Annotated in this window: 16 protein-coding genes; 3 read left to right on the top strand and 13 right to left on the bottom strand. The window is 70.5% G+C overall.

What is annotated here, in order from left to right:
• Positions 1–98 precede the first annotated feature (98 nt).
• From rpmA to ACZ39I_RS01330, 10 genes are all read right to left on the bottom strand, one after another.
• On the bottom strand, positions 99–353 hold the full coding sequence (gene rpmA, locus ACZ39I_RS01375) for a 50S ribosomal protein L27 (RefSeq protein ID WP_007381992.1): 255 nt from the start codon (positions 351–353) through the stop codon (positions 99–101).
• Between the two features lie 14 nt (positions 354–367).
• The gene (gene rplU, locus ACZ39I_RS01370) at positions 368–688 is read right to left on the bottom strand and encodes a 50S ribosomal protein L21 (protein ID WP_007381993.1); all 321 of its coding nucleotides are present in this window, start codon (positions 686–688) and stop codon (positions 368–370) included.
• A gap of 208 nt (positions 689–896) precedes the next feature.
• Positions 897–1,499 (bottom strand): dTDP-4-dehydrorhamnose 3,5-epimerase, encoded by a 603-nt coding sequence (gene rfbC, locus ACZ39I_RS01365; protein WP_467241606.1) that lies wholly within the window; start codon positions 1,497–1,499, stop codon positions 897–899.
• A gap of 9 nt (positions 1,500–1,508) precedes the next feature.
• Positions 1,509–3,509 carry a glycosyltransferase family 2 protein gene (locus ACZ39I_RS01360; RefSeq protein WP_467241604.1) on the bottom strand — a complete coding sequence of 667 codons (2,001 nt, stop codon included), beginning with the start codon at positions 3,507–3,509 and terminating at the stop codon, positions 1,509–1,511.
• Complete coding sequence (gene rfbD / locus ACZ39I_RS01355; RefSeq protein ID WP_467241603.1) at positions 3,506–4,402, bottom strand: dTDP-4-dehydrorhamnose reductase; 897 nt, start codon at positions 4,400–4,402, stop codon at positions 3,506–3,508. Before rfbD ends, ACZ39I_RS01360 begins: the two co-directional genes overlap by 4 nt.
• On the bottom strand, positions 4,399–5,385 hold the full coding sequence (rfbB, locus tag ACZ39I_RS01350; protein WP_330266958.1) for a dTDP-glucose 4,6-dehydratase: 987 nt from the start codon (positions 5,383–5,385) through the stop codon (positions 4,399–4,401). Before rfbB ends, rfbD begins: the two co-directional genes overlap by 4 nt.
• Positions 5,382–6,449 (bottom strand): glucose-1-phosphate thymidylyltransferase, encoded by a 1,068-nt coding sequence (locus ACZ39I_RS01345; protein ID WP_467241601.1) that lies wholly within the window; start codon positions 6,447–6,449, stop codon positions 5,382–5,384. Before ACZ39I_RS01345 ends, rfbB begins: the two co-directional genes overlap by 4 nt.
• A gap of 211 nt (positions 6,450–6,660) precedes the next feature.
• On the bottom strand, positions 6,661–10,779 hold the full coding sequence (locus tag ACZ39I_RS01340) for an Rne/Rng family ribonuclease (RefSeq protein ID WP_467241599.1): 4,119 nt from the start codon (positions 10,777–10,779) through the stop codon (positions 6,661–6,663).
• A gap of 263 nt (positions 10,780–11,042) precedes the next feature.
• Positions 11,043–11,807: a TIGR03936 family radical SAM-associated protein gene (locus tag ACZ39I_RS01335; protein ID WP_352383913.1), complete on the bottom strand. Its 765-nt coding sequence runs from the start codon at positions 11,805–11,807 to the stop codon at positions 11,043–11,045.
• Positions 11,808–11,855: 48 nt separating this feature from the next.
• Positions 11,856–13,082 carry a hypothetical protein gene (locus ACZ39I_RS01330; protein ID WP_467241597.1) on the bottom strand — a complete coding sequence of 409 codons (1,227 nt, stop codon included), beginning with the start codon at positions 13,080–13,082 and terminating at the stop codon, positions 11,856–11,858.
• 128 nt (positions 13,083–13,210) lie between these two features.
• Here ACZ39I_RS01330 and ACZ39I_RS01325 point away from each other — a divergent pair, with 128 nt between their 5' ends.
• The 3 genes from ACZ39I_RS01325 to ACZ39I_RS01315 all read left to right on the top strand — a co-directional run bounded on the left by ACZ39I_RS01325 (position 13,211) and on the right by ACZ39I_RS01315 (position 15,632).
• Complete coding sequence (locus ACZ39I_RS01325) at positions 13,211–13,795, top strand: TerD family protein (RefSeq protein ID WP_467241595.1); 585 nt, start codon at positions 13,211–13,213, stop codon at positions 13,793–13,795.
• 189 nt (positions 13,796–13,984) lie between these two features.
• Complete coding sequence (locus ACZ39I_RS01320; RefSeq protein WP_467241593.1) at positions 13,985–14,683, top strand: DUF899 domain-containing protein; 699 nt, start codon at positions 13,985–13,987, stop codon at positions 14,681–14,683.
• Between the two features lie 115 nt (positions 14,684–14,798).
• Positions 14,799–15,632 carry a class II glutamine amidotransferase gene (locus tag ACZ39I_RS01315; RefSeq protein ID WP_467241591.1) on the top strand — a complete coding sequence of 278 codons (834 nt, stop codon included), beginning with the start codon at positions 14,799–14,801 and terminating at the stop codon, positions 15,630–15,632.
• A 13-nt stretch (positions 15,633–15,645) separates the two neighbouring features.
• Here the strand turns inward: ACZ39I_RS01315 and ACZ39I_RS01310 are convergent, their stop codons facing one another.
• From ACZ39I_RS01310 to ACZ39I_RS01300, 3 genes are all read right to left on the bottom strand, one after another.
• Positions 15,646–16,056 carry a hypothetical protein gene (locus tag ACZ39I_RS01310; RefSeq protein ID WP_467241590.1) on the bottom strand — a complete coding sequence of 137 codons (411 nt, stop codon included), beginning with the start codon at positions 16,054–16,056 and terminating at the stop codon, positions 15,646–15,648.
• A 313-nt stretch (positions 16,057–16,369) separates the two neighbouring features.
• The gene (locus ACZ39I_RS01305) at positions 16,370–18,337 is read right to left on the bottom strand and encodes a TIGR03960 family B12-binding radical SAM protein (protein ID WP_467241588.1); all 1,968 of its coding nucleotides are present in this window, start codon (positions 18,335–18,337) and stop codon (positions 16,370–16,372) included.
• A 76-nt stretch (positions 18,338–18,413) separates the two neighbouring features.
• Complete coding sequence (locus tag ACZ39I_RS01300) at positions 18,414–19,913, bottom strand: CYTH and CHAD domain-containing protein (protein WP_467241586.1); 1,500 nt, start codon at positions 19,911–19,913, stop codon at positions 18,414–18,416.
• Positions 19,914–19,920: the final 7 nt, after the last annotated feature.

The following is a 19,920-nucleotide window of genomic DNA, read 5'->3' as shown; positions in this document are numbered from 1 at the left end:
CTCCAGAAAAACGTACGGAATACCTACGGGTACAACACGCGAAAGGCGGACCCGCTTCCCACCAGGGAAGTGAGGTCCGCCTCGCGAAAAGCTTCCGATCAGGCGACCGGAACGATGTTCACGACCTTGCGGCCACGGTGGGTGCCGAACTCCACCGCACCGGCGTTCAGCGCGAACAGCGTGTCGTCGCCGCCGCGGCCGACGCCCGCACCCGGGTGGAAGTGGGTGCCGCGCTGGCGGACCAGGATCTCGCCCGCGTTGACGACCTGACCGCCGAAACGCTTCACGCCGAGGCGCTGAGCGTTGGAGTCACGACCGTTACGGGTGGACGATGCGCCCTTCTTGTGTGCCATCTCTCCTCAGTCCCTTACTTCGCAGCCGCGGGGATCTCAGTGACCTTGATCGCCGTGTACTGCTGGCGGTGGCCCTGACGACGGCGGTAGCCGGTCTTGTTCTTGTAGCGAAGGATGTCGATCTTGACGCCCTTGTGGTGGTCCACGACCTCGGCCTGGACCTTGATGCCGGCCAGGACCCACGGGTCGCTGGTCACAGCGTCGCCGTCGACAACGAGCAGGGTCGAGAGCTCGACCGTGTCGCCAACCTTGGCAGTGGAAATCTTGTCAACCTCAACGATGTCGCCGACAGCAACCTTGTGCTGGCGACCACCGCTGCGCACGATGGCGTACACGCGGATCTCACTCTCTCGCTCGGGAACGGCACCCCCGCAGTCCAGCCGCCCGGCAGAGCGAGCGGCCTCTCCCGGCCAGAACCAAGGCCCGAGAGGAAGAGGTTTACGGGGATGTGGCGTGTCACCAGTGGACACGCCGACGCTCCAGGTTACGGGGCCACGGCCGAACGGGTCAAACCGGGCCCCGCCTCACTTCAAACCTGCGGGTTCAGGAACCGAAGGAGCCGAGGCTCTCCCGGTAGGCCACGCACTCCTCGTAGGAGGGCAGCAGCCCCTGTTCACGGGCCTCGGCCAGGGTGGGCGCCTGCTCGTCCTTGGGGGACAGCAGCGGGGCGATCCCCTCGGGCCACTCGATGCCGATCTCCGGGTCGAGGGGGTGGATGCCGTGCTCGCGCTGGGGTGCGTACCCCTCGGAGCACAGGTAGACCACGGTGGCGTCGTCGGTGAGCGCCATGAACCCGTGGCCGAGTCCCTCGGAGAGGTAGACGGCGTGGTGGTCCTGGTCGTCCAGGCGGACGATCTCCCACTGGCCGAAGGTGGGCGAGCCGGTGCGGATGTCCACGATCACGTCGAGGACCGCGCCGCGCACGCACTTGACGTACTTGGCCTGCCCGGGCGGCACGTCGGCGAAGTGGATGCCGCGCAGGGTGCCCCGGCTGGACACCGACATGTTGGCCTGGGCCAGGCCGAGCGGGTGGCCCGCGGCCTCGGCGAAGACGGGGGCCTTGAACCACTCGTGGAAGCTGCCCCGGCCGTCGGGGAAGACCTTCGGCTCGAACACCCAGGCACCGGAGATGGAAAGGGGTCGCATCGCGGGGTCTCAGCCCTTCTTCTGGTTGGTCAGGGCGCGCTTGATACGCCCGGCGGCCCGGCGCCACAGCGGGCGCGGCGCGGCCGCCTTCTTCTTCGGGGCACTGGGAGCGGCCTTCTTCGCGGCCGACGGGGTGTGCCGGTCGATCACCTGGGCGGTGCCGTCGGCGGCGACCACCACGTCCACCGGGAGCCGGGTCCACTTGCGCTCACCGCGGGCCGCGGAGGGCACGCCGATCCGGACCGCCCAGCGCATGCCGGTGAGCTTGTCCAGCGGCAGTTCGGCGGTGGCCGTACGGCCGTCCAGGGTGGCGTTGGCCGGGTACTTGCCGACGTTCTTGCGCTCGAAGCGGAGCTGGACCGCGTCCCCGCCGGTCGCGGCGACGTGCAGCGGCAGGGGCAGCCGTACGACGGAGCCCTCGACTGCGGCCTCGGCGGGCGGCATGACGGCGACGGCCTCGCCCTCCAGCTTGTTCGTGTGCTGGTCGACATCGAGCGAGAGGTTGCCCGGTCCGTCGGTCCAGTACGGCAGGACGAGCCGCTTGGACTCGCCGGTGAGGGCGGCCAGACGGCCGGCCTCGACGTCCTCGCCGCGCACCGCGCCGAGCCGGGTCTCCTTGCTCCAGCCGCAGGACTTGATCCTGAGGTGCAGGTCCCAGATGCCCTTGTCGAGCGGGGCTCCGGAGGCCGCGGTCTCGGGGTCGAGCTCGGCGCGGGCGGAGATCCGCTGCCGGAAGGCGCCGTCCCCGGCCGCGACCTCGTGCAGCTCGCTCTTGACGGGGAGGTAGAACTGCCGGGCGTCCTCGCGGTGCCGGACCACCAGGTCCACGTCGCTCTTGGCCAGCGGGGCGTCCAGGGCGATGCCCTGGTCGTCGAGCGCCTTGAGGGCCTCGTCGGACAGCGGCAGACCGAGCAGCCGGCGCTCGCCCTCCTGACGGAAGGTCATGGGCTCGTCGCCGATGTGCAGTTCGGAGTCGAAGCCGACGTTCAGGGTGCCGTCCCGCCACTCCAGCGAGGTGAGCTCGCCGGTGGGCTTGATCCCGGCCTCCCACTCGGCGAGGGTGTGGATGTCCTGGTAGCGGTCGGCGAAGACCAGCCCGGCGACGACCTTCTGGGTGAGGCCGAGACGGGCGACGACACCGGGTCCGAAGCGCTCGGTGACCACCTTGTGGATCTCGGTGTACAGCTCCTCGGCGTAGTCCTCGGGGAGCTTGAGGAGGCGCTTGCCGCGCAGCCGCTCGACCATCTCGTTGCGCAGCCAGCGGCTGAACAGCTTGTCGCGCAGCGCGCCGGGCTCGGTCAGCGACTCGACGACGTCGAGGGCCTCGCGCAGGTTGCCGAAGTAGCCGACCGGGTCGAAGCGCTGGAAGCCCGCGTTCGAGCCGTCGTCACGGGTGATGTGGTAGTAGCACAGGTAGTCGCCGAGGACCGAGACGTTCTTCGCGCGCAGGTAGGTCTCCACGACGAAGACGTGGTCCTCGAGCCGGCGGCGACCCTCCTTGAAGCGGATCCCGTGCTCGTTGAGGAACTCCCGCCGGAACATCTTGTGCGGGGTGAGGCTGTCGATCAGCGGCGCGTCGGACACGCTGGCACGCGGCCGGTTGACCCGGAACAGCTCCTGCGGGACCGGGCGTCCGATGCCCGCCATCTTGCCCACGACGACGTCGGCCTCGTTGGCCTTGCCGTAGTCGTACATCCGCTCCAGGGCCTCGTCGCCGAGCCAGTCGTCGTGGTCGACGAACATGACGTACTCGCCCTGGGCGGCGTCGATGCCGGTGTTGCGGGGCCTGCCCGACCAGCCGGAGGACTCCTGGTGGATGACGTGGAAGTGCGGGTGCTCGGCGGCGAGCTGGTCCAGGCGGGCCGGGGTCTCGTCGGTGGAGCCGTCGTTGACGAAGAAGACCTCGAACTCGTCCGGGGTCAGGCTCTGCCGGAGCAGGCCCGTGATGCAGTCCTCGACGTATTTGCCGGGGTTGTAGACCGCGATGACGACGCTGACCTTGACCGTCACGCCGTGTTCTCCTTCAGATGGACCCGGTGGATCTCCGGGAAGGCCTCGGTGAGAGCCGTGCGCCAGTCGCGCAGCGGCTCGATGCCGGCCTCGGCGAACCGGCCGTGACCGAGGACGCTGTAGGCGGGACGCGGAGCGGGCCGCACGAAGGCCTCGCTGGTGGTGGGGCGGACCCGGTCCGGGTCGGCGCCGAGCAGGCGGAAGATCTCCTGGGTGAAGCCGTGCCAGGTGGTCTCGCCGGAGTTGGTGCCGTGGTAGACGCCGGCCGGGGCGGTGCCGGCCAGGGCGCCGAGGCCCAACTCGACCAGCAGGCCCGCGAGATCGGCGCTCCAGGTGGGCTGGCCGCGCTGGTCGTCGACGACGTCGAGGGTGTCCTTGACGCCCTCCAGCTTGATCATCGTGCGGACGAAATTGGGGCCGCCTGCGCCGTACAGCCATGCGGTGCGCACGACGTAGCCGCGCTCGGTCGCCAGGACAGCCTTCTCGCCGGCCAGCTTGGTGCGGCCGTAGGCGCTGCGGGGCGCGGTGGGCGCGTCTTCGGCGTACGGCTCGGTGGCGTCCCCGGCGAAGACGTAGTCCGTGGAGACGTGCAGCAGGACGGCGCCGGTGCGGGCGCAGGCCTCGGCGAGGTGGCGGGGCCCGTCGCCGTTGATGGCGAGTGCCTCGTCCTCACGGGTCTCGGCGTCGTCGACGGCCGTCCAGGCGGCGCAGTTGACGACCACGGCGGGCCGGTGCTCTTCGAGTGCCGCGCTCACGGCGTCGGCGTCGGTGAGGTCCAGCGCCTTGCGGTCGAGGGCGACATACCGCTCCCCCGACCGGGACAGCCGGGCCAGGACGTCCTGGCCCAGCATGCCGCCCGCGCCCGTGACCAGCCAGGTGCGGTTGTCGGTCACAGCGCGGCCCGCTCCTTCAGCGGCTCCCACCAGGCGCGGTTGTCGCGGTACCACTGCACGGTCTCCGCGAGGCCCTGCTCGAAGCTCTTGCGGGGCTCGTAGCCGAGCTCCTCGCGGATCTTCGTGCAGTCGACGGAGTAGCGGCGGTCGTGGCCCTTGCGGTCCTCGACGTACTCGACGCTGGTCTCCCAGTCGGCGCCGCATGCCTTCAGCAGCAGCCCGGTGAGCTCCTTGTTGGAGAGCTCGGTGCCGCCGCCGATGTTGTAGACCTCACCGGCGCGGCCCTTGGTGCGCACCAGCTCGATGCCCTGGACGTGGTCGTCGATGTGCAGCCAGTCGCGGACGTTGCCGCCGTCGCCGTACAGCGGGACCTTCTTGCCGTCGAGGAGGTTGGTCACGAACAGCGGGATGACCTTCTCGGGGAAGTGGTGGTGCCCGTAGTTGTTGGAGCAGCGGGTCACGCGCACGTCCAGGCCGTGGGTGCGGTGGTACGACAGCGCGATCAGGTCGCTGGACGCCTTCGCCGAGGAGTACGGCGAGTTGGGCTCCAGCGGGTGCGTCTCGGGCCAGGAACCCTCGTCGATCGAGCCGTAGACCTCGTCGGTGGAGATGTGCACGAAGGTCTTGATGCCCGCGCGGTGGGCCGCGTCGATCAGCGTGTGCGTGCCGACCACGTTGGTGCGCACGAACTCGGCGCCGCCGTCGATGGAACGGTCGACGTGCGACTCGGCGGCGAAGTGGACGACCTGGTCGTGCTCGGCCATCAGCTTGCCGACCAGCTCGGGGTCGCAGATGTCGCCCTGCACGAAGGCGAATCCGGGGTGCTCGCGCACCTCGTCGAGGTTGGCCGGGTTGCCCGCGTAGGTCAGCTTGTCGAGGACGGTGATCGAGACGTCACCGGGGCCCTCGGGGCCGAGCACGGTACGGACGTAGTGCGAGCCGATGAAGCCGGCACCGCCGGTCACCAGAATCCGAGTGGTCATGAAGAGATCTGCACCTTGCTGTGATCACCGAGCACGAGCCGGTGTGCCTTGGGGTTACGGGGCGCGGGCGTGACCTCGACGTCACGTCCGATGAGCGAGGCCTCCACGCGGCGCACGCCGGTCACGGACGAGCCGCGCAGCACGATGGAGTACTCGATTTCGCTGTCCTCGATCCGGCAGTCCTCGGAGACGGACGTGAACGGGCCGATGTAGGCGTCGTTGACGACCGTGCCGGCGCCGATGATGGCAGGGCCGACGATCCGGCTGCCACGGACGCTGGCGCCCGCCTCGACGCGGACCCGGCCGATGATCTCGCTGGCCTCGTCGACCGTGCCCTCGTTCACCGGCTCGACGGTCTCCAGGACGGACCGGTTGACCTCCAGCATGTCGGTGACGTTGCCGGTGTCCTTCCAGTAGCCGGAGATGGTCGTGGAGCGGACGTCGCGCTTCTGGTCGATCAGCCACTGGATGGCGTGGGTGATCTCCAGCTCGCCACGCCAGGAGGGCTCGATGGAGCGGACGGCCTCGTGGATGGCCGGGGTGAAGAGGTAGACGCCGACGAGGGCGAGGTCGCTCTTGGGCTGCTTCGGCTTCTCCTCCAGGCCCACCACCCGGCCGTTGCCGTCGAGTTCGGCGACGCCGAAGGAGGTGGGGTTGGGGACGCGGGTCAGCAGGATCTGCGCGTCGGGCCGCTCGGCGCGGAACTCGTCCACCAGACCGGTGATGCCACCGACGATGAAGTTGTCGCCGAGGTACATGACGAAGTCCTCGTCACCGAGGAACTCCTGCGCGATGAGAACGGCGTGGGCGAGGCCCAGCGGCGCTTCCTGCGGGATGTAGGTGACCTTGATCCCGAACTGGGAGCCGTCACCGACCGCCTCCCGGATCTCGTCCGCGGTGTCGCCTACGACGATGCCGACCTCGCTGATTCCGGCCTCGGCGATCGCCTCCAGGCCGTAGAACAGCACCGGCTTGTTGGCGACCGGCACCAACTGCTTGGCGGAGGTGTGGGTGATCGGGCGGAGGCGGGTGCCCGCTCCCCCGGAGAGCACGAGAGCCTTCACGTAAATCCCTATTTGTCTAAATTAAGCGTCAATCACGGCTCACATCATAACCCTGAGGGCAGGCCGGAGATTCACCGGCCATTCACACGATCGATCACCGGTTGACAACTTTCCGTCGGACGCAATAGCCACAGAATCACGAAATCCGTCCCCGGCGAACCGGGAACGGATTTCGATCTTCAGACGGCCGAAACTAGTCGGTGACCGTCCGTCAGGCCTCGTCGGCCGGGGTCGAGACGGACCGCGGCGACTGCTGCTCGGCCGCCACCGTCTTCTTCGACGTCACCTTCTTGGCGGTCGTCTTCTTGGCGGCGGTCTTCTTCGCGACCGTCTTCTTGGCAGCGGTCTTCTTGGTCGCGGCCTTCTTCGCCGTGGCCTTCTTCGCCGTCTTGCGGGCCGTCTTCTTGGCCGGAGCCGCCTCCTCGGCGGGCTCCTCCACCTCGACCGGCGCCTCGACCGACACCTCGGCCGAAGGCACGACCACGACGGCCGCCTCCTCGGACGCAGTGGGCGCGGTGGCCTTGCGGACGGCACGGCGGCGCGGACGGGCCGGGGCGGCGCTCTCGGCGACCGCCTCGGGCTCGGCCTCGGCCGACACGGCCACCGGCTCCTCGGCCTGCGGCTCGACCACCGGCGCGGCCTCGGCGACCGTCACCACGGCTGCCTCCGCACCCGTCGGGGAACCGGCCGGCGCCGATGCCCTGCGGGTGGCCCGGCGACGCGTACGGCCCTTGGGAGCGGCCTCGTCGGCGGCGGGCTCGCTCACGGGAGCGGCCTCGACGACCGGGTCCTCCGCCGCGACCGGCTCGGCCTGCACCTCGGCGGCCGGCTCCGGCTGCACGGGACGCTCGGCCTCGACCTCGGCCGGCACGGCCTGAGCGGTCGGCACCTCGACGTCCTCGAAGACCGGGCTCTCCTGATCGGCCGGCGCCTCGGCACCGCCCGACCGCCTCGACCCGGCACCCCGCGGGGCACCGGCGGGAGCGGACGCCCGGCGGCCGGACCTGCGACGGCCACGCCCACGCGTGGCCGAAGCCTCCGCCTCGGCGACGCTGCTGTACAGCTCCTCGTCGGGCGCGAACTCCGCCGGGGCGAGCGCGATCGGCTCGGCCACTTCGGCGGCGAGCTCCGCCTCGGTCTCCACCTCGAGGTCCTCGGGCGCCTCCACGGCGGCCACGGCCTCGTGCGTGTGCTCCTGCCCGTCGCCGCCGCGCCCGCGCTTCTTGCGCTTGCCGCCGCCACCGGCGGAGGTCGGCGTCTCCATGTGCACGATGACACCGCGGCCGTTGCAGTGGACGCAGGTCTCCGAGAAGGACTCCAGCAGGCCCTGGCCGACCCGCTTACGGGTCATCTGGACCAGGCCCAGCGAGGTGACCTCGGCGACCTGGTGCTTGGTCCGGTCCCGGCCCAGGCACTCCAGCAGACGCCGCAGCACCAGGTCCCGGTTCTGCTCCAGCACCATGTCGATGAAGTCGATCACGATGATGCCGCCGAGGTCGCGGAGCCGGAGCTGACGCACGATCTCCTCGGCCGCCTCCAGGTTGTTCCTGGTGACCGTCTCCTCCAGGTTGCCGCCCTGGCCGGTGAACTTGCCGGTGTTGACGTCGACGACGACCATCGCCTCGGTCCGGTCGATCACCAGCGAACCGCCGCTGGGCAGCCAGACCTTGCGGTCCAGCGCCTTGGCGAGCTGCTCGTCGATCCGGTACGTGGCGAAGACGTCGACCTCGGAGGTCCACTTCGACAGCCGGTCGACCAGGTCGGGCGCGACGTGCGAGACGTATCCGTGGATGGTCTCCCATCCCTCGTCACCGCTGACGATGACCTTGGAGAAGTCCTCGTTGAAGATGTCGCGGACGACCCGGACGGTCATGTCCGGCTCGCCGTAGAGCAGCGTCGGGGCGTTGCCGCTCTTCGCCTTCTTCTGGATGTCCTCCCACTGCCCCTGGAGCCGCTCGACGTCGCGGCGCAGCTCGTCCTCGCTCGCACCCTCGGCGGCGGTGCGCACGATGACGCCCGCGTCCTCGGGGACGATCTTCTTGAGGATGGTCTTCAGACGGGCGCGCTCGGTGTCGGGCAGCTTGCGGCTGATGCCGGTCATGGAGCCCTCGGGGACGTACACGAGGTAGCGGCCCGGGAGGGAGACCTGGCTGGTCAGACGCGCGCCCTTGTGCCCGATCGGGTCCTTCGTCACCTGGACGAGCACGGGCTGGCCGGACTTGAGCGCGGACTCGATGCGGCGCGGCCCGTTGGCCATGCCCAGCGCCTCGAAGTTGACCTCACCGGCGTAGAGCACCGCGTTGCGGCCCTTGCCGATGTCGATGAAGGCGGCCTCCATCGACGGCAGCACGTTCTGGACCTTGCCCAGGTAGACGTTGCCGACGTACGAGGTGGCCTGCTCCTTGTTGACGTAGTGCTCGACGAGCACACCGTCCTCGAGGACGCCGATCTGGGTGCGCTCGCCGCTCTGCCGGACGACCATCACGCGCTCGACGGCCTCGCGGCGGGCCAGGAACTCGGCCTCGGTGATGATCGGGACGCGACGGCGCCCCTGCTCGCGGCCCTCGCGGCGGCGCTGCTTCTTGGCCTCCAGACGGGTCGAGCCCTTGATGGACTGCACCTCGTCGGACGGCTCGGCCTTGGCGCGCGGCTCGCGCACCTTGACGACGGTCCGCTCGGGGTCGCCGTCACCGGGCTCGACGTCGACGGAGGAGTCACCGGCCCGACGCCTGCGGCGACGGCGGCGACGGCTGGAGCTGGAGCCGCCGGACTCGTCCGAACGGGCGTCCTCGTCGTCCTCGTCGTCCTGTTCGGCGTCCTCGTCCTCCGGTGCGGACTGCACGGACTGCGCGGACCGTCCGGACCGCCCGGTCTGCTCGGCGTCCTGTTCGTCGGAGTCCTCCGGGTCGTCGTCACCGGACGCCTCGGCGGACTCACCGCGGCGACGGCGACGGCCACCGCGACGGCGGCGCCTGCGCGACCCGCTCTCCTCGGCGTCGTCCTCCTCGACGGAGTCCTCGCCGGCGTCGTCCGCCTCTTCTTCCTCGACGACGGTCTCCTGCACCTCGGGCTCGTCACCGGCACCCCGGCGCCGACGGCGGCGCCGCGACCCGGTCTGCTCCTCGGCGATCTCCTCGACCGGCTCGACGGACTCGGCCGGCTCGCTCTGCCCGGCCTCCGCCTCGGCGGCGGCCTCGGCGGCGGCCCGCTGCGGGGTCTGGAACTGCGGCTCGGTGAAGACGGGCGCCTGGAACACGGCGACCGCGGGCCGGGCCGGCCGACGCGGCGAACCGTCCTCGTCCTCGCCACCTCCGGCGCGGCGCGCGGGCTCGGAGAACCCGGTGGCGGCCTGCCGGACGGACCGCCGACGGCCACGGCGCGGGGTGGCCTCCTCGGCGGCGGGGGCGGGAGCGGGCGCGGGGGCCTCAGCGGCGGCTTCCTGAACGGCGGGGGCCTCGGCAGCCGGCTCGGACGGCGCGGCCTCGACGGCCTCGCCCTCGGGGACACCGGCGGGCGCGGAGACACGACGGGTGGCACGGCGGCGGGTACGACGCGGGCCCGCGTCCTCGGCGTCGGCGCTCTCGGCGGGCGCTTCTGCGGCCACCGGCGCGACGGTCCCGGTGACCTCAGCGGCGACAGGCGCCGCCTCCACGGCCTCGGCGACCTCGGCGGCCTCCGGGGCACCGGCGGGCGCGGCGGCACGCCGCGAGGCGCGGCGGCGCGTACGCCCGGCGGGCGCTTCGTCGGCGGTCTCGGCCGCGGCAGGCGTCTCGGCACTCACCGGAGCCGCGGTCTCACCGGCTTCGGTCTCACCGGCCGCGGCGGCACCGGCGGGCGCGGACACCCGGCGGGTGGCGCGCCGACGGGTACGCCCGGCGGGCGGAGCCGCGTCCTCGACCTCAGCGGCAGCCTCGGTCTCAGTCGCTGTCTCGACGGCGGGCGCCTCGGCGGCGACCACCGGCACCACGGTCTCGGCGGCCTCGGGAGCCGCGGTCGCCCCGGCGGGGGCGGACGCCCTACGGGTCGCACGCCGACGTGGACGCGCGGCGGGCGCGGCGGTCTCGGCCGGCTCCTGCGTCTCAGCGCTCTCGGTGTTCGCGGAGTTCGCGGTGTTCTCGACGGTCTCGTCGAGCTTCTCCTCCTCGTCCGTGACGAGGTCCTCCGCCTCCGCGGCCGGTACGGCCGGAGCGACGATCTCCTCGCCACCCGGGGCGGCGGCGACCGGCGGTCCCGCCGGCCTGGAAGCGGCACGGCGCCGACGACGCGGCGGCAGGGTGTCGCTCGGAGTGTTCTGTTCGGAACCCTCGAGGGGTTCGGTCGGTTCGAGCATGCGGGCTTGTCTCCCGTCAGGCTCCCGGGCGCCGCACCTGGTCCGGCGAAAATGCCGGTGACGTCCGCGGCTCGCGCGATGCGCGGTGCCGCCGTCCGGGGCGCGGGCGCCGCACGGGAGCTCTCTGTGTCCTGTCTCGCCGGTTCCGTACGCCCTTGTTGGGTACGGCCTGGCGAAAGTCTTGTGGTCGGTGCGCTGCCCGACCCAGGTGGCTCCCGAGTACGAGGGCTGCGCTACGACGCCCGTCCTTCGCGGGACCTTCCTTACGCCGGCGCCTTCGCGGCGGCAGTCGCTTCGGCCGTTGAGTGGGCCTCGACTGCCTCGCGGTCGGGCGCGAGCGGGTCGGTCACCGTGCCGGTCTCTTCATCGAGCAGCCCCTGCGCCAGCCTGGTCACCGCTGCGGGGACCGGCGGCGCCAGGTCGGCCACGGCGCGGAGACCGGACAGGACGTCGTCGGGTCGAACGGCAGGCGTCACGTGCCGAACAACCAGCCGCAGTATCGCACAGGGCTGGTCGGTCGGCCTATCAGCAGGTTCACTGTGCGTTTCAAGTCGTACGACCGCGGGGCGGGCGTCGAAGGTCCTGAGGCCGTTCTTTGTGGTGCGCTGGACCTCGACCGCCTCGGCGGTATTGAACGCGGCGACCGCGCGCCCGGCCTCCGCCGGGTCCACGCCGTCCAGCCTGAGCTCCCACACGGAAGCAGTGAGCCGGTCGGCGAGTCCCGAGGTCCGGGCCTCGACCGCGTCGACGACGTCGAGCCCTGCGGGCAGCGACTCGTCGAGGAGGAGCCGGAGCTTCTCCGGGTCGCGCGCCTGCGTGAGCGCGATCTCCAGATACTCCGCCTCACTGCCCGTGCCGGTGGGTGCGGCATTGGCGTACGACACCTTCGGATGCGGTGTGAACCCCGCCGAGTACGCCATGGGCACCTCGGCGCGGCGCAGCGCACGCTCGAAGGCGCGCTGGAAGTCACGGTGGCTGGTGAACCGGAGGCGGCCGCGCTTGGTGTAGCGCAGTCGGATGCGCTGCACCGCCGGTGCGGGCGGCGGGCCTTCGGGCTGTCGCTTGCCCAGTGTCGCTCAGTCCTTCGTGAGTGCGGTCGTACTGCTACCAAGAGTACGTGTGTCGGCGCCCGTCGGTTCCCGGGGGGACACCACCTGCGGTTGCCCCCGATCCCCGAACAGCATGCGCCGGACATCGGCCCGGGCCTGCCGTACCGACTCCCGGGCGGAGGCGAGCGTGGCCCGGGTGATCCGGCCCACACTGCGCGCGGCCTCGGCGACGGGGCGCAGCACGGCGTCCCGGATCACGTGCCCGACGGGGGTCAGGACCTCGCGGTACACCCAGCGCACCGGCTCGACGAAGATCCACCGGAAGAGGGTCGCGAGGAACCGGCCGACGGCGAGGGAGATGTGCCCGGCGATCCGCCAGGCGTGCCCGAGCGCGTCCCGGACCTCCCGGCCGACGACGACGAGAACCCTTCCCACGGGCGCGAGAACCCAGCGCCACAGGGCGAGCGCGGGCAGCACGAGCAGGATGCGGGCGATCCAGTACAGGGCGAGACCGATGCCACTGACGACGGCGCCGACGACTGCGCTCACCAGCCAGGCGAGCCCACGAGCGCACCAGGCGATCGCGCGCCCGATCGGCGTGAAGATCCAGACGAGCAGGGCGCCGACGCCCTTGAGGAGCCATACGATCCCGTGCCCGATCGGCGTGAGCGCACGCGCGTACACCCAGACCAGCGCGGCCACGATCGCGCGCCCGACCGGCGTGAACATCCGCGCGTACACCCAGACCAGGCCGACCACGATCCCGTGCCCGACCCACACGAGGCCGCGTGCGGCCAGTGTGAGAATCCAGACAATCCCGGCGCCCAGGCTCTTGAGCAGCCACACCGTCCCCTGCCCGACCGGAGTGAGCACGCGCGCGTACACCCACCCCAGCCCCGCCACGATCCCCCGCACGAACCACGTGACGCCGTGCCCGACCGGCGTCAGCACAGACCGGTACAGCCACACCAGGGGGACGACGAGGAGCACCTTGCCGAGCCAGCCGACCGCTTTGGCGAGGGGCACGACCACGTATCGCCACAGGGCCACGCAGGGCCACACGACCAGGGCCCGCCACAGCGGCCGCAGCAGGCTGTCCCGCAGGAACCGCCCCGCCACGACGAGCGCGTCCCACACGAGCCGCACGGGCACGACCAGCACGAGCACGACGATGCGTACGGGGATGCGGATCGCGACGGTGAGACATCCCTCGGGCGGGGGCGGGGGCGCGTGTGGCTGCTTCTCCAGGTCCATAACGACGTAGACGCCTCAGTTCCCCGTCCGGATGCAGTACGGCGGCTCACCTTACGAGACGCGGTGCGGCCGGCCGTCATGACGGGTCCGCCCTGGGACCTCGGTGAGAGCCCGTGCACTATGTCCCCATGATTACGCTTACGAAGGAAGACGGCCCCGCCGACCTGGACGGCGTGACCCACCTGTCCATAGGGGTCTCCTGGGACCCCACCGCGGGCGCCAGCGGCGGAGTGATGGGCAAGCTCCGCCGCAAGACCGGCACGGATCTCGACCTGATCGCCATAGCCATGCACGACGGCGACCCGGTGCGCCTGGCGGGCCTCGACTCGCTCGACCCCATCGGCAACGGCTCCCTGCTCCACAGCGGCGACAACCAGACCGGCCACGGGGACGGCGACGACGAGACGGTCACCGTCGAGTTCGCGAAGCTCCCGCCGCACATCACGTCGATCGTCTTCGTCGCCGCCGCCTACAAGAAGGGCAGCTCCTTCCAGAAGGCCCGCAACATCAGCTTCAAGGTCTACGACGCCACCGGCGGCAGCTCCCAGCAGGTCGCCGACATCTGGCCCAGCATGCTCACCACGGACAACGGCTGCGCGGTCGCCAAGGCGGTCCGAGTCGGCAACACCTGGAAGCTCGAAGTCATCAACACCACCGGCAAGATCAAGCAGGGCGACGAACTGGCCCTGATGCGCTTCGCCGCGAGCAAGTAGCCGACGGCGGGACGAGGATCGGAGGGAGAGGGCCGGGGGCCACACCATGGGCAACCCTCCCCCTGGCCCCCTTCCAGCTCGCCCCCTTCCAGCTCTCCCTCTCCCTCGACCGATGAGTTCTGAAGCCCGACGAGGTCTGCCCTCTGCAGAAGCGAAAGTCGCGTACGCACTCACTCTGTGAGGGGACCCATGACCGCACAAGCACTGCCTCCCGTCGTCGACGCCGCGACGTGGGAGCACCGGCTCGGGGAACTGCGAGCCCGGGAGAAGGCCGCGACGCGGGAACTCGACGCCATCGCGGCCGAGCGCCGTCGCCTGCCGATGGTCGAGATGCCCGACTGCACACTGGAGGGCGAGGACGGCCCCGTACGGCTGGCGGACGTCTTCGAGGGCACGCGGCAACTGATCGTCTACCACCACATGTGGTCCGCCGGCCAGGAGTGGCAGTGCCCGGGCTGCACCGGCTTCACCTCGCAATACACCCGCCTGGAGTTCCTGGACAACTACGACGCCCGGTTCGTCGTCGTCACCCGGGGCCCGATCGGGGAAGCCCTCGCCTACAAGGAGCGGGTCGGCAACAGGATGCCGTGGTACTCGACCGCGAACAGCCCCTTCGGAGCCGACGTCGGCGCCCCGCCCGACGGAGGATTCGCGGTCAACGTCTTCCTGCGCGACGGCGACACCGTCTACCGCACCTGGCACACCAACGGCCGCGGCACCGAGCAACTGAGCCACACCTTCGCCCTGATCGACCTCCTCCCCTACGGCCGTCAGGAGGAATGGCAGGACTCCCCGGACGGCTGGCCCCAGTCCCCCACCTACAGCCGCTGGGCCACGTCGAAGGACATCGCGGCGCTCTACGGCCCGAAGTCGGCCGACGGGCGCTGAGCCCGAACCCGGGCGGGGCGCCGCGGACCCTCCACGTCCTGCTCTCCTCGCCCGGTCGGTCCATACTGAAGGCAGGAGTGACGCCGCCCTTCGTACGAGGAAGGTGAGTGCGCACATGTGCCGTTGGATCGCCTACTCAGGCACACCCGTCCTGCTCAGCCGCGTCCTGTTCGAGCCTCGCCACAATCTGATCGACCAGAGCCTGCACTCCCGTATGGGAGTGGAGACCACCAACGGTGACGGCTTCGGCATCGGCTGGTACGCGCAGGAGCTCACCACACCGGCGGTGCTACGGGACGTGGGCCCCGCGTGGAACAACCGGAACCTGCAGGAAGTCGCTCACCACGTCAGGTCGGGTCTGTTCTTCGCCCACATCAGGGCGACGACCGGAACAGCCGTCCAGCAGACCAACTGCCATCCCTTCCGAAGGGAGCGCTGGCTGTGGATGCACAACGGCATGATCAACGACTTCCATCTGCTCCGACGTGACCTGGCCCTGGCCGTCGACCCGGCCCTCTACCCGGAGATGGAGGGTTCCACCGACTCCGAGCTGATGTTCTACCTGGCCCTGACGTTCGGTCTCACCGAGGACCCGCCGGGTGCCGTGGCCCGCATGGCCGGTTTGGTCGAGGAGACGGGCCGCAGACACGGCGTCCCCCACCCCCTCCAGATGACCATCGCCCTCTCCGACGGTGACCGCCTCTGGGCCTTCCGCTACTCCAGTGAGGGCTCGTCGCGGTCCCTGTTCTACAGCACCCAGGTGGAGTCCCTGCGCGCGCTCCACCCGGACGCCGAGTTCCTCCAAGAGGTCGGGGACGAGACCCGCCTCGTCGTCTCCGAGCCCCTGGGCGACCTGCCCGGCGCCTGGAACGCAGTACCCGAGAGCAGCTACGGCCTCGTCCAGCCGGGCCACGACATGCTCCACCCCTTCAAGCCTCAACTCCCCTAGCCGAAGCCTCAGCTCAGTAGCTGGCAGTCCGGTCGAAGCTGGTGACGTTGAGCTTGAGGCCCTCCACGCTCTTGAGTGTCGTGAAGAACTCGCCCCGAGCCGTCTGGCCGGGTTGCACATCGGACTCCAGCTCCGAACTGTTCTCGACGCGAGTGCCGTCGGCATCGACCGCCTCCCAGTCCCAGGAGTAGTCGGACTTCTCGCTGCTGCTGTTCTTGATCGTCCAAACGAGCCAGATGTCGGTGATACCGGCTTGCGAGCGGTCGTCGAGTTGGAAGCTGATGAGGTCGGCCCGCTCCTTCGCGGCTTCCCGTGTCTGCCTCTGCTGGGTCTTCGCAGTGAGGCTCGTACTGGGCGCAGGGCTGGTGCTCTCATCGTTGTCCCCCGACGCGATCACCAGCGCAACAATGACGATGACGGCCACTGCGGCCAGGGCGCCGGCACAGCCCCAGAGACAGCCACGGCCCCGTCGCTTCTTCCGGGGTGGCCCAGGGGGCGATGTCCACTGCCGAGGACCGCCCTCAGACGGCTCACTCGCTGTCATGGCGTCTCCTCCGTAGCGGATATCGCCACGCTAGGAAGCCAGGAGGCATCTCGCGAACCGAGAGCAGCCACTCAGGCGACAGCCGCCGAGTACGGGGTTCTCGCGGGCCCGCAATCCCTCGGACCCACCGCACCCCGCAATGGACGGCCGAGGCCCCCTCCCGCGCAGGAAGGGGGCCTCGGCGTCACTCACCTCAGTGCGAGTGCCCACTCGCGGCAGGGGTCCCCGCGTTCTTGACCGTCAGGGGCAACAGCTTCTTGCCCGTCGGTCCGATCTGGATGTGGGTGTCCAGTTGCGGACACACCCCGCAGTCGAAGCAAGGCGTCCACCGGCAGTCCTCGACCTCTGTCTCGTCGAGGGCGTCCTGCCAGTCCTCCCAGAGCCAGTCCTTGTCGAGGCCGGAGTCGAGGTGGTCCCAGGGGAGGACTTCCTCGTAGGTCTTCTCGCGGGTGGTGTACCAGTCGACGTCCACGCCGAAGGCGGGCAGCGTCTTGTCGGCGCAGGCCATCCAGCGGTCGTAGGAGAAGTGCTCGCGCCAGCCGTCGAAGCGGCCGCCGTCCTCGTAGACGGCGCGGATCACGGCGCCGATGCGGCGGTCACCGCGGGACAGGAGACCCTCGACGATGCCCGGCTTGCCGTCGTGGTAGCGGAAGCCGATCGAGCGGCCGTACTTCTTGTCGCCGCGGATCTTGTCGCGGAGCTTCTGCAGGCGGGCGTCCGTCTCCTCCGCGGAGAGCTGCGGGGCCCACTGGAAGGGGGTGTGGGGCTTGGGGACGAAGCCGCCGATGGAGACCGTGCAGCGGATGTCGTTCTGGCCGGAGACCTTGCGGCCCTCGGCGATCACCTTCGTCGCCATGTCCGCGATCTGGAGGACGTCCTCGTCCGTCTCCGTCGGCAGGCCGCACATGAAGTACAGCTTCACCTGGCGCCAGCCGTTGCCGTACGCCGTCGAGACCGTACGGATGAGGTCTTCCTCGGACACCATCTTGTTGATGACCTTGCGCATGCGCTCCGAGCCGCCCTCGGGGGCGAAGGTCAGGCCCGAACGGCGGCCGTTGCGGGTCAGTTCGTTCGCCAGGTCGACGTTGAAGGCGTCCACGCGGGTGGAGGGGAGGGACAGGCCGATCTTGTCCTCCTCGTACCGGTCCGCCAGGCCCTTCGCGATGTCGCCGATCTCCGAGTGGTCCGCCGAGGACAGCGAGAGGAGGCCCACCTCCTCGAAGCCCGTCGCCTTCAGGCCCTTCTCCACCATGTCGCCGATGCCCGTGATGGAGCGCTCGCGGACCGGGCGGGTGATCATGCCCGCCTGGCAGAAGCGGCACCCTCGGGTGCAGCCCCGGAAGATCTCCACGGACATGCGTTCGTGGACTGTTTCCGCCAGCGGGACCAGGGGCTGCTTGGGGTACGGCCACTCGTCGAGGTCCATGACCGTGTGCTTGGACACGCGCCACGGGACGCCCGACTTGTTGGGGACCACGCGGGCGATACGGCCGTCCGGGAGGTACTCGACGTCGTAGAACGCCGGGATGTAGACCGAGCCCGTCTTCGCGAGGCGGAAGAGGACCTCTTCGCGGCCACCCGGCCGGCCCTCCGCCTTCCACTCTCGGATGATCTTCGTCATGTCGAGCACGGCCTGCTCGCCGTCGCCGATGATCGCCGCGTCGATGAAGTCCGCGATCGGCTCGGGGTTGAAGGCCGCGTGGCCGCCGGCCAGCACGATCGGGTCGTCGAGCGTACGGTCCTTGGACTCCAGCGGGATGCCCGCCAGGTCAAGGGCCGTGAGCATGTTGGTGTAGCCCAGCTCGGTGGAGAAGGACAGGCCGAACACGTCGAAGGCACCCACGGGCCGGTGGCTGTCCACCGTGAACTGCGGGACCCGGTGCTCGCGCATCAGCGCCTCCAGGTCCGGCCACACGCTGTAGGTGCGCTCGGCGAGGACGCCCTCCTGCTCGTTCAGGACCTCGTAGAGGATCATGACGCCCTGGTTGGGCAGCCCCACCTCGTACGCGTCCGGGTACATCAGTGCCCAGCGGACATCGCAGGACTCCCACGGCTTGACGGTGGAGTTGAGCTCACCGCCGACGTACTGGATCGGCTTCTGCACATGCGGGAGCAGAGCTTCGAGCTGCGGGAACACCGACACTGCGGTTTCGGCTGACATCTCGCACTTCCATGGACGGACAGGGGTGACCATCTAGCCTAACGCGGCCACGGCCACCCCCCGTACGCCCGAAAGATCACAGGGCGTCCGCCGCCCCCTTGACCCCGTCCCAGAACCCGGGCAGCTCCGCCTCCACCGCCGCCGCCCGCCGCTCCTCGCGCCCGTACAGCAGGCCGTACGTGAAGGCGCTCTCCCCGCCCGCATGGGCGACCGCGGACAGCTCGCGCAAGGTCTGCCGGGCCATCACGCTGTCCTGGTGCTCCCCCAGCAGGTTCTGAAGCGCCTTCAGGGACTTGACCATGGTCTTGGCCGGCTTGCCGAGGGCCGGGCGGGCCGCCTCCGCCGCATAGCGGGTGCGCTTGGTCCTCTTGCGGGCCTCGTGGATCGCGACATCGCGGTCGGTGCCGGGCTCCAGCTCCAGAGCGTGCCCGACGAGCCCGGCGACCTTGCGGAAGTCCTTCCGTACGGCCTTGGCGATCACCTTGTGGGGCTTCTTCCCGGCCGCCTTGAGCAGCGGCGGGTCGGCGATCAGCGCGTCGAGGGTGTCGAGCAGGGCGAGGTATCGCCGGGAGTCGAGCACTCCGATCAGCCGCGCGCTCGCCCCGCCGGGCCGGGCCCCCGACCAGGCGCTGAGGCGTTCGCCCACGGGCCCGGAGACCAGGGCCCCGGGCACCTCCTCGAGGGCGGCCGACAGGCGCCCGCTGAGCACCTCGCGGTCCCGGTCCACGCCCAGTTCGCCGGCGAGCCACTTCAGCTCGTCGCCGATCGGGTCGGTGACGGCACGGTCGAGGACCTTGCCGTACGACTTGAGAGTGCTGCGCAGTCGGCGGGTGGCGACGCGCATGCCGTGCACGGAGTCCTCGGCGTCCTGGCGGACGGCCGGGTCGAGTGCGACGATCGCGTCCCGCTGGGTGCGGACGTACGCGAGGACGTGGTCGCCCGCGGTCACCGGGTCCCCGGTGACGGGGCTCTTCTTCTTGGGCGCGGTCTCCGCGAGGGCCCGGGCCAGCTTCGAGGAGGACCCTGAGGGCCGTACGCCTGCCTTGCGCAGGCGCTTGTCCACCTTGTCGAGGAAGACCGGGTCGCCGCCGTCGGCGAGTTCCACCTCGATCTCGGTCCACTGGGCCTCACCGACGCCGCCGCTGAGCCGCTCGGCGTGCACGGAGTCGACGCTGGCCTCGGCGAGGAGCCGGCCCCCCGCGTCGAGGAGGTGGCGCACGTCGCGGTCCGAGCGGAGCCGGACCACGGGCAGCAGCTCGACGTCCCGGACGCGGGAGCGGACCAGGGCGGCGAGTTCGTCGGGGAGGGCGTCGGAGAGCGGGGCCCGGATCTCGTCGCGCACGCCCTCGGAGACGGGGAACTTCAGATGCCAGCCGGCGTCCGATCCACCCGTGCGGCGGCGCAGGGTGATCGAGGACGCCATGAGGCGTTCGTCGGGTGTGTCGTAGTAGGTGGCGTCCAACTGGGCGACACCCTTGTCGACGACGGTCTCGACCCCGGCGACCTTGGTCAGATCGGGCAGGCCGCTGTCGTCGGACTCATACTTGCGTTCGATCTCCCGCTTGGTGTCCGCCATGATTCAA

It is taken from the genome of Streptomyces sp. NPDC024687 (assembly GCF_055559055.1).
The sequence above is the reverse complement of the archived record's forward strand: the minus strand, read 5'-3'. Positions and strand labels throughout refer to the sequence as shown.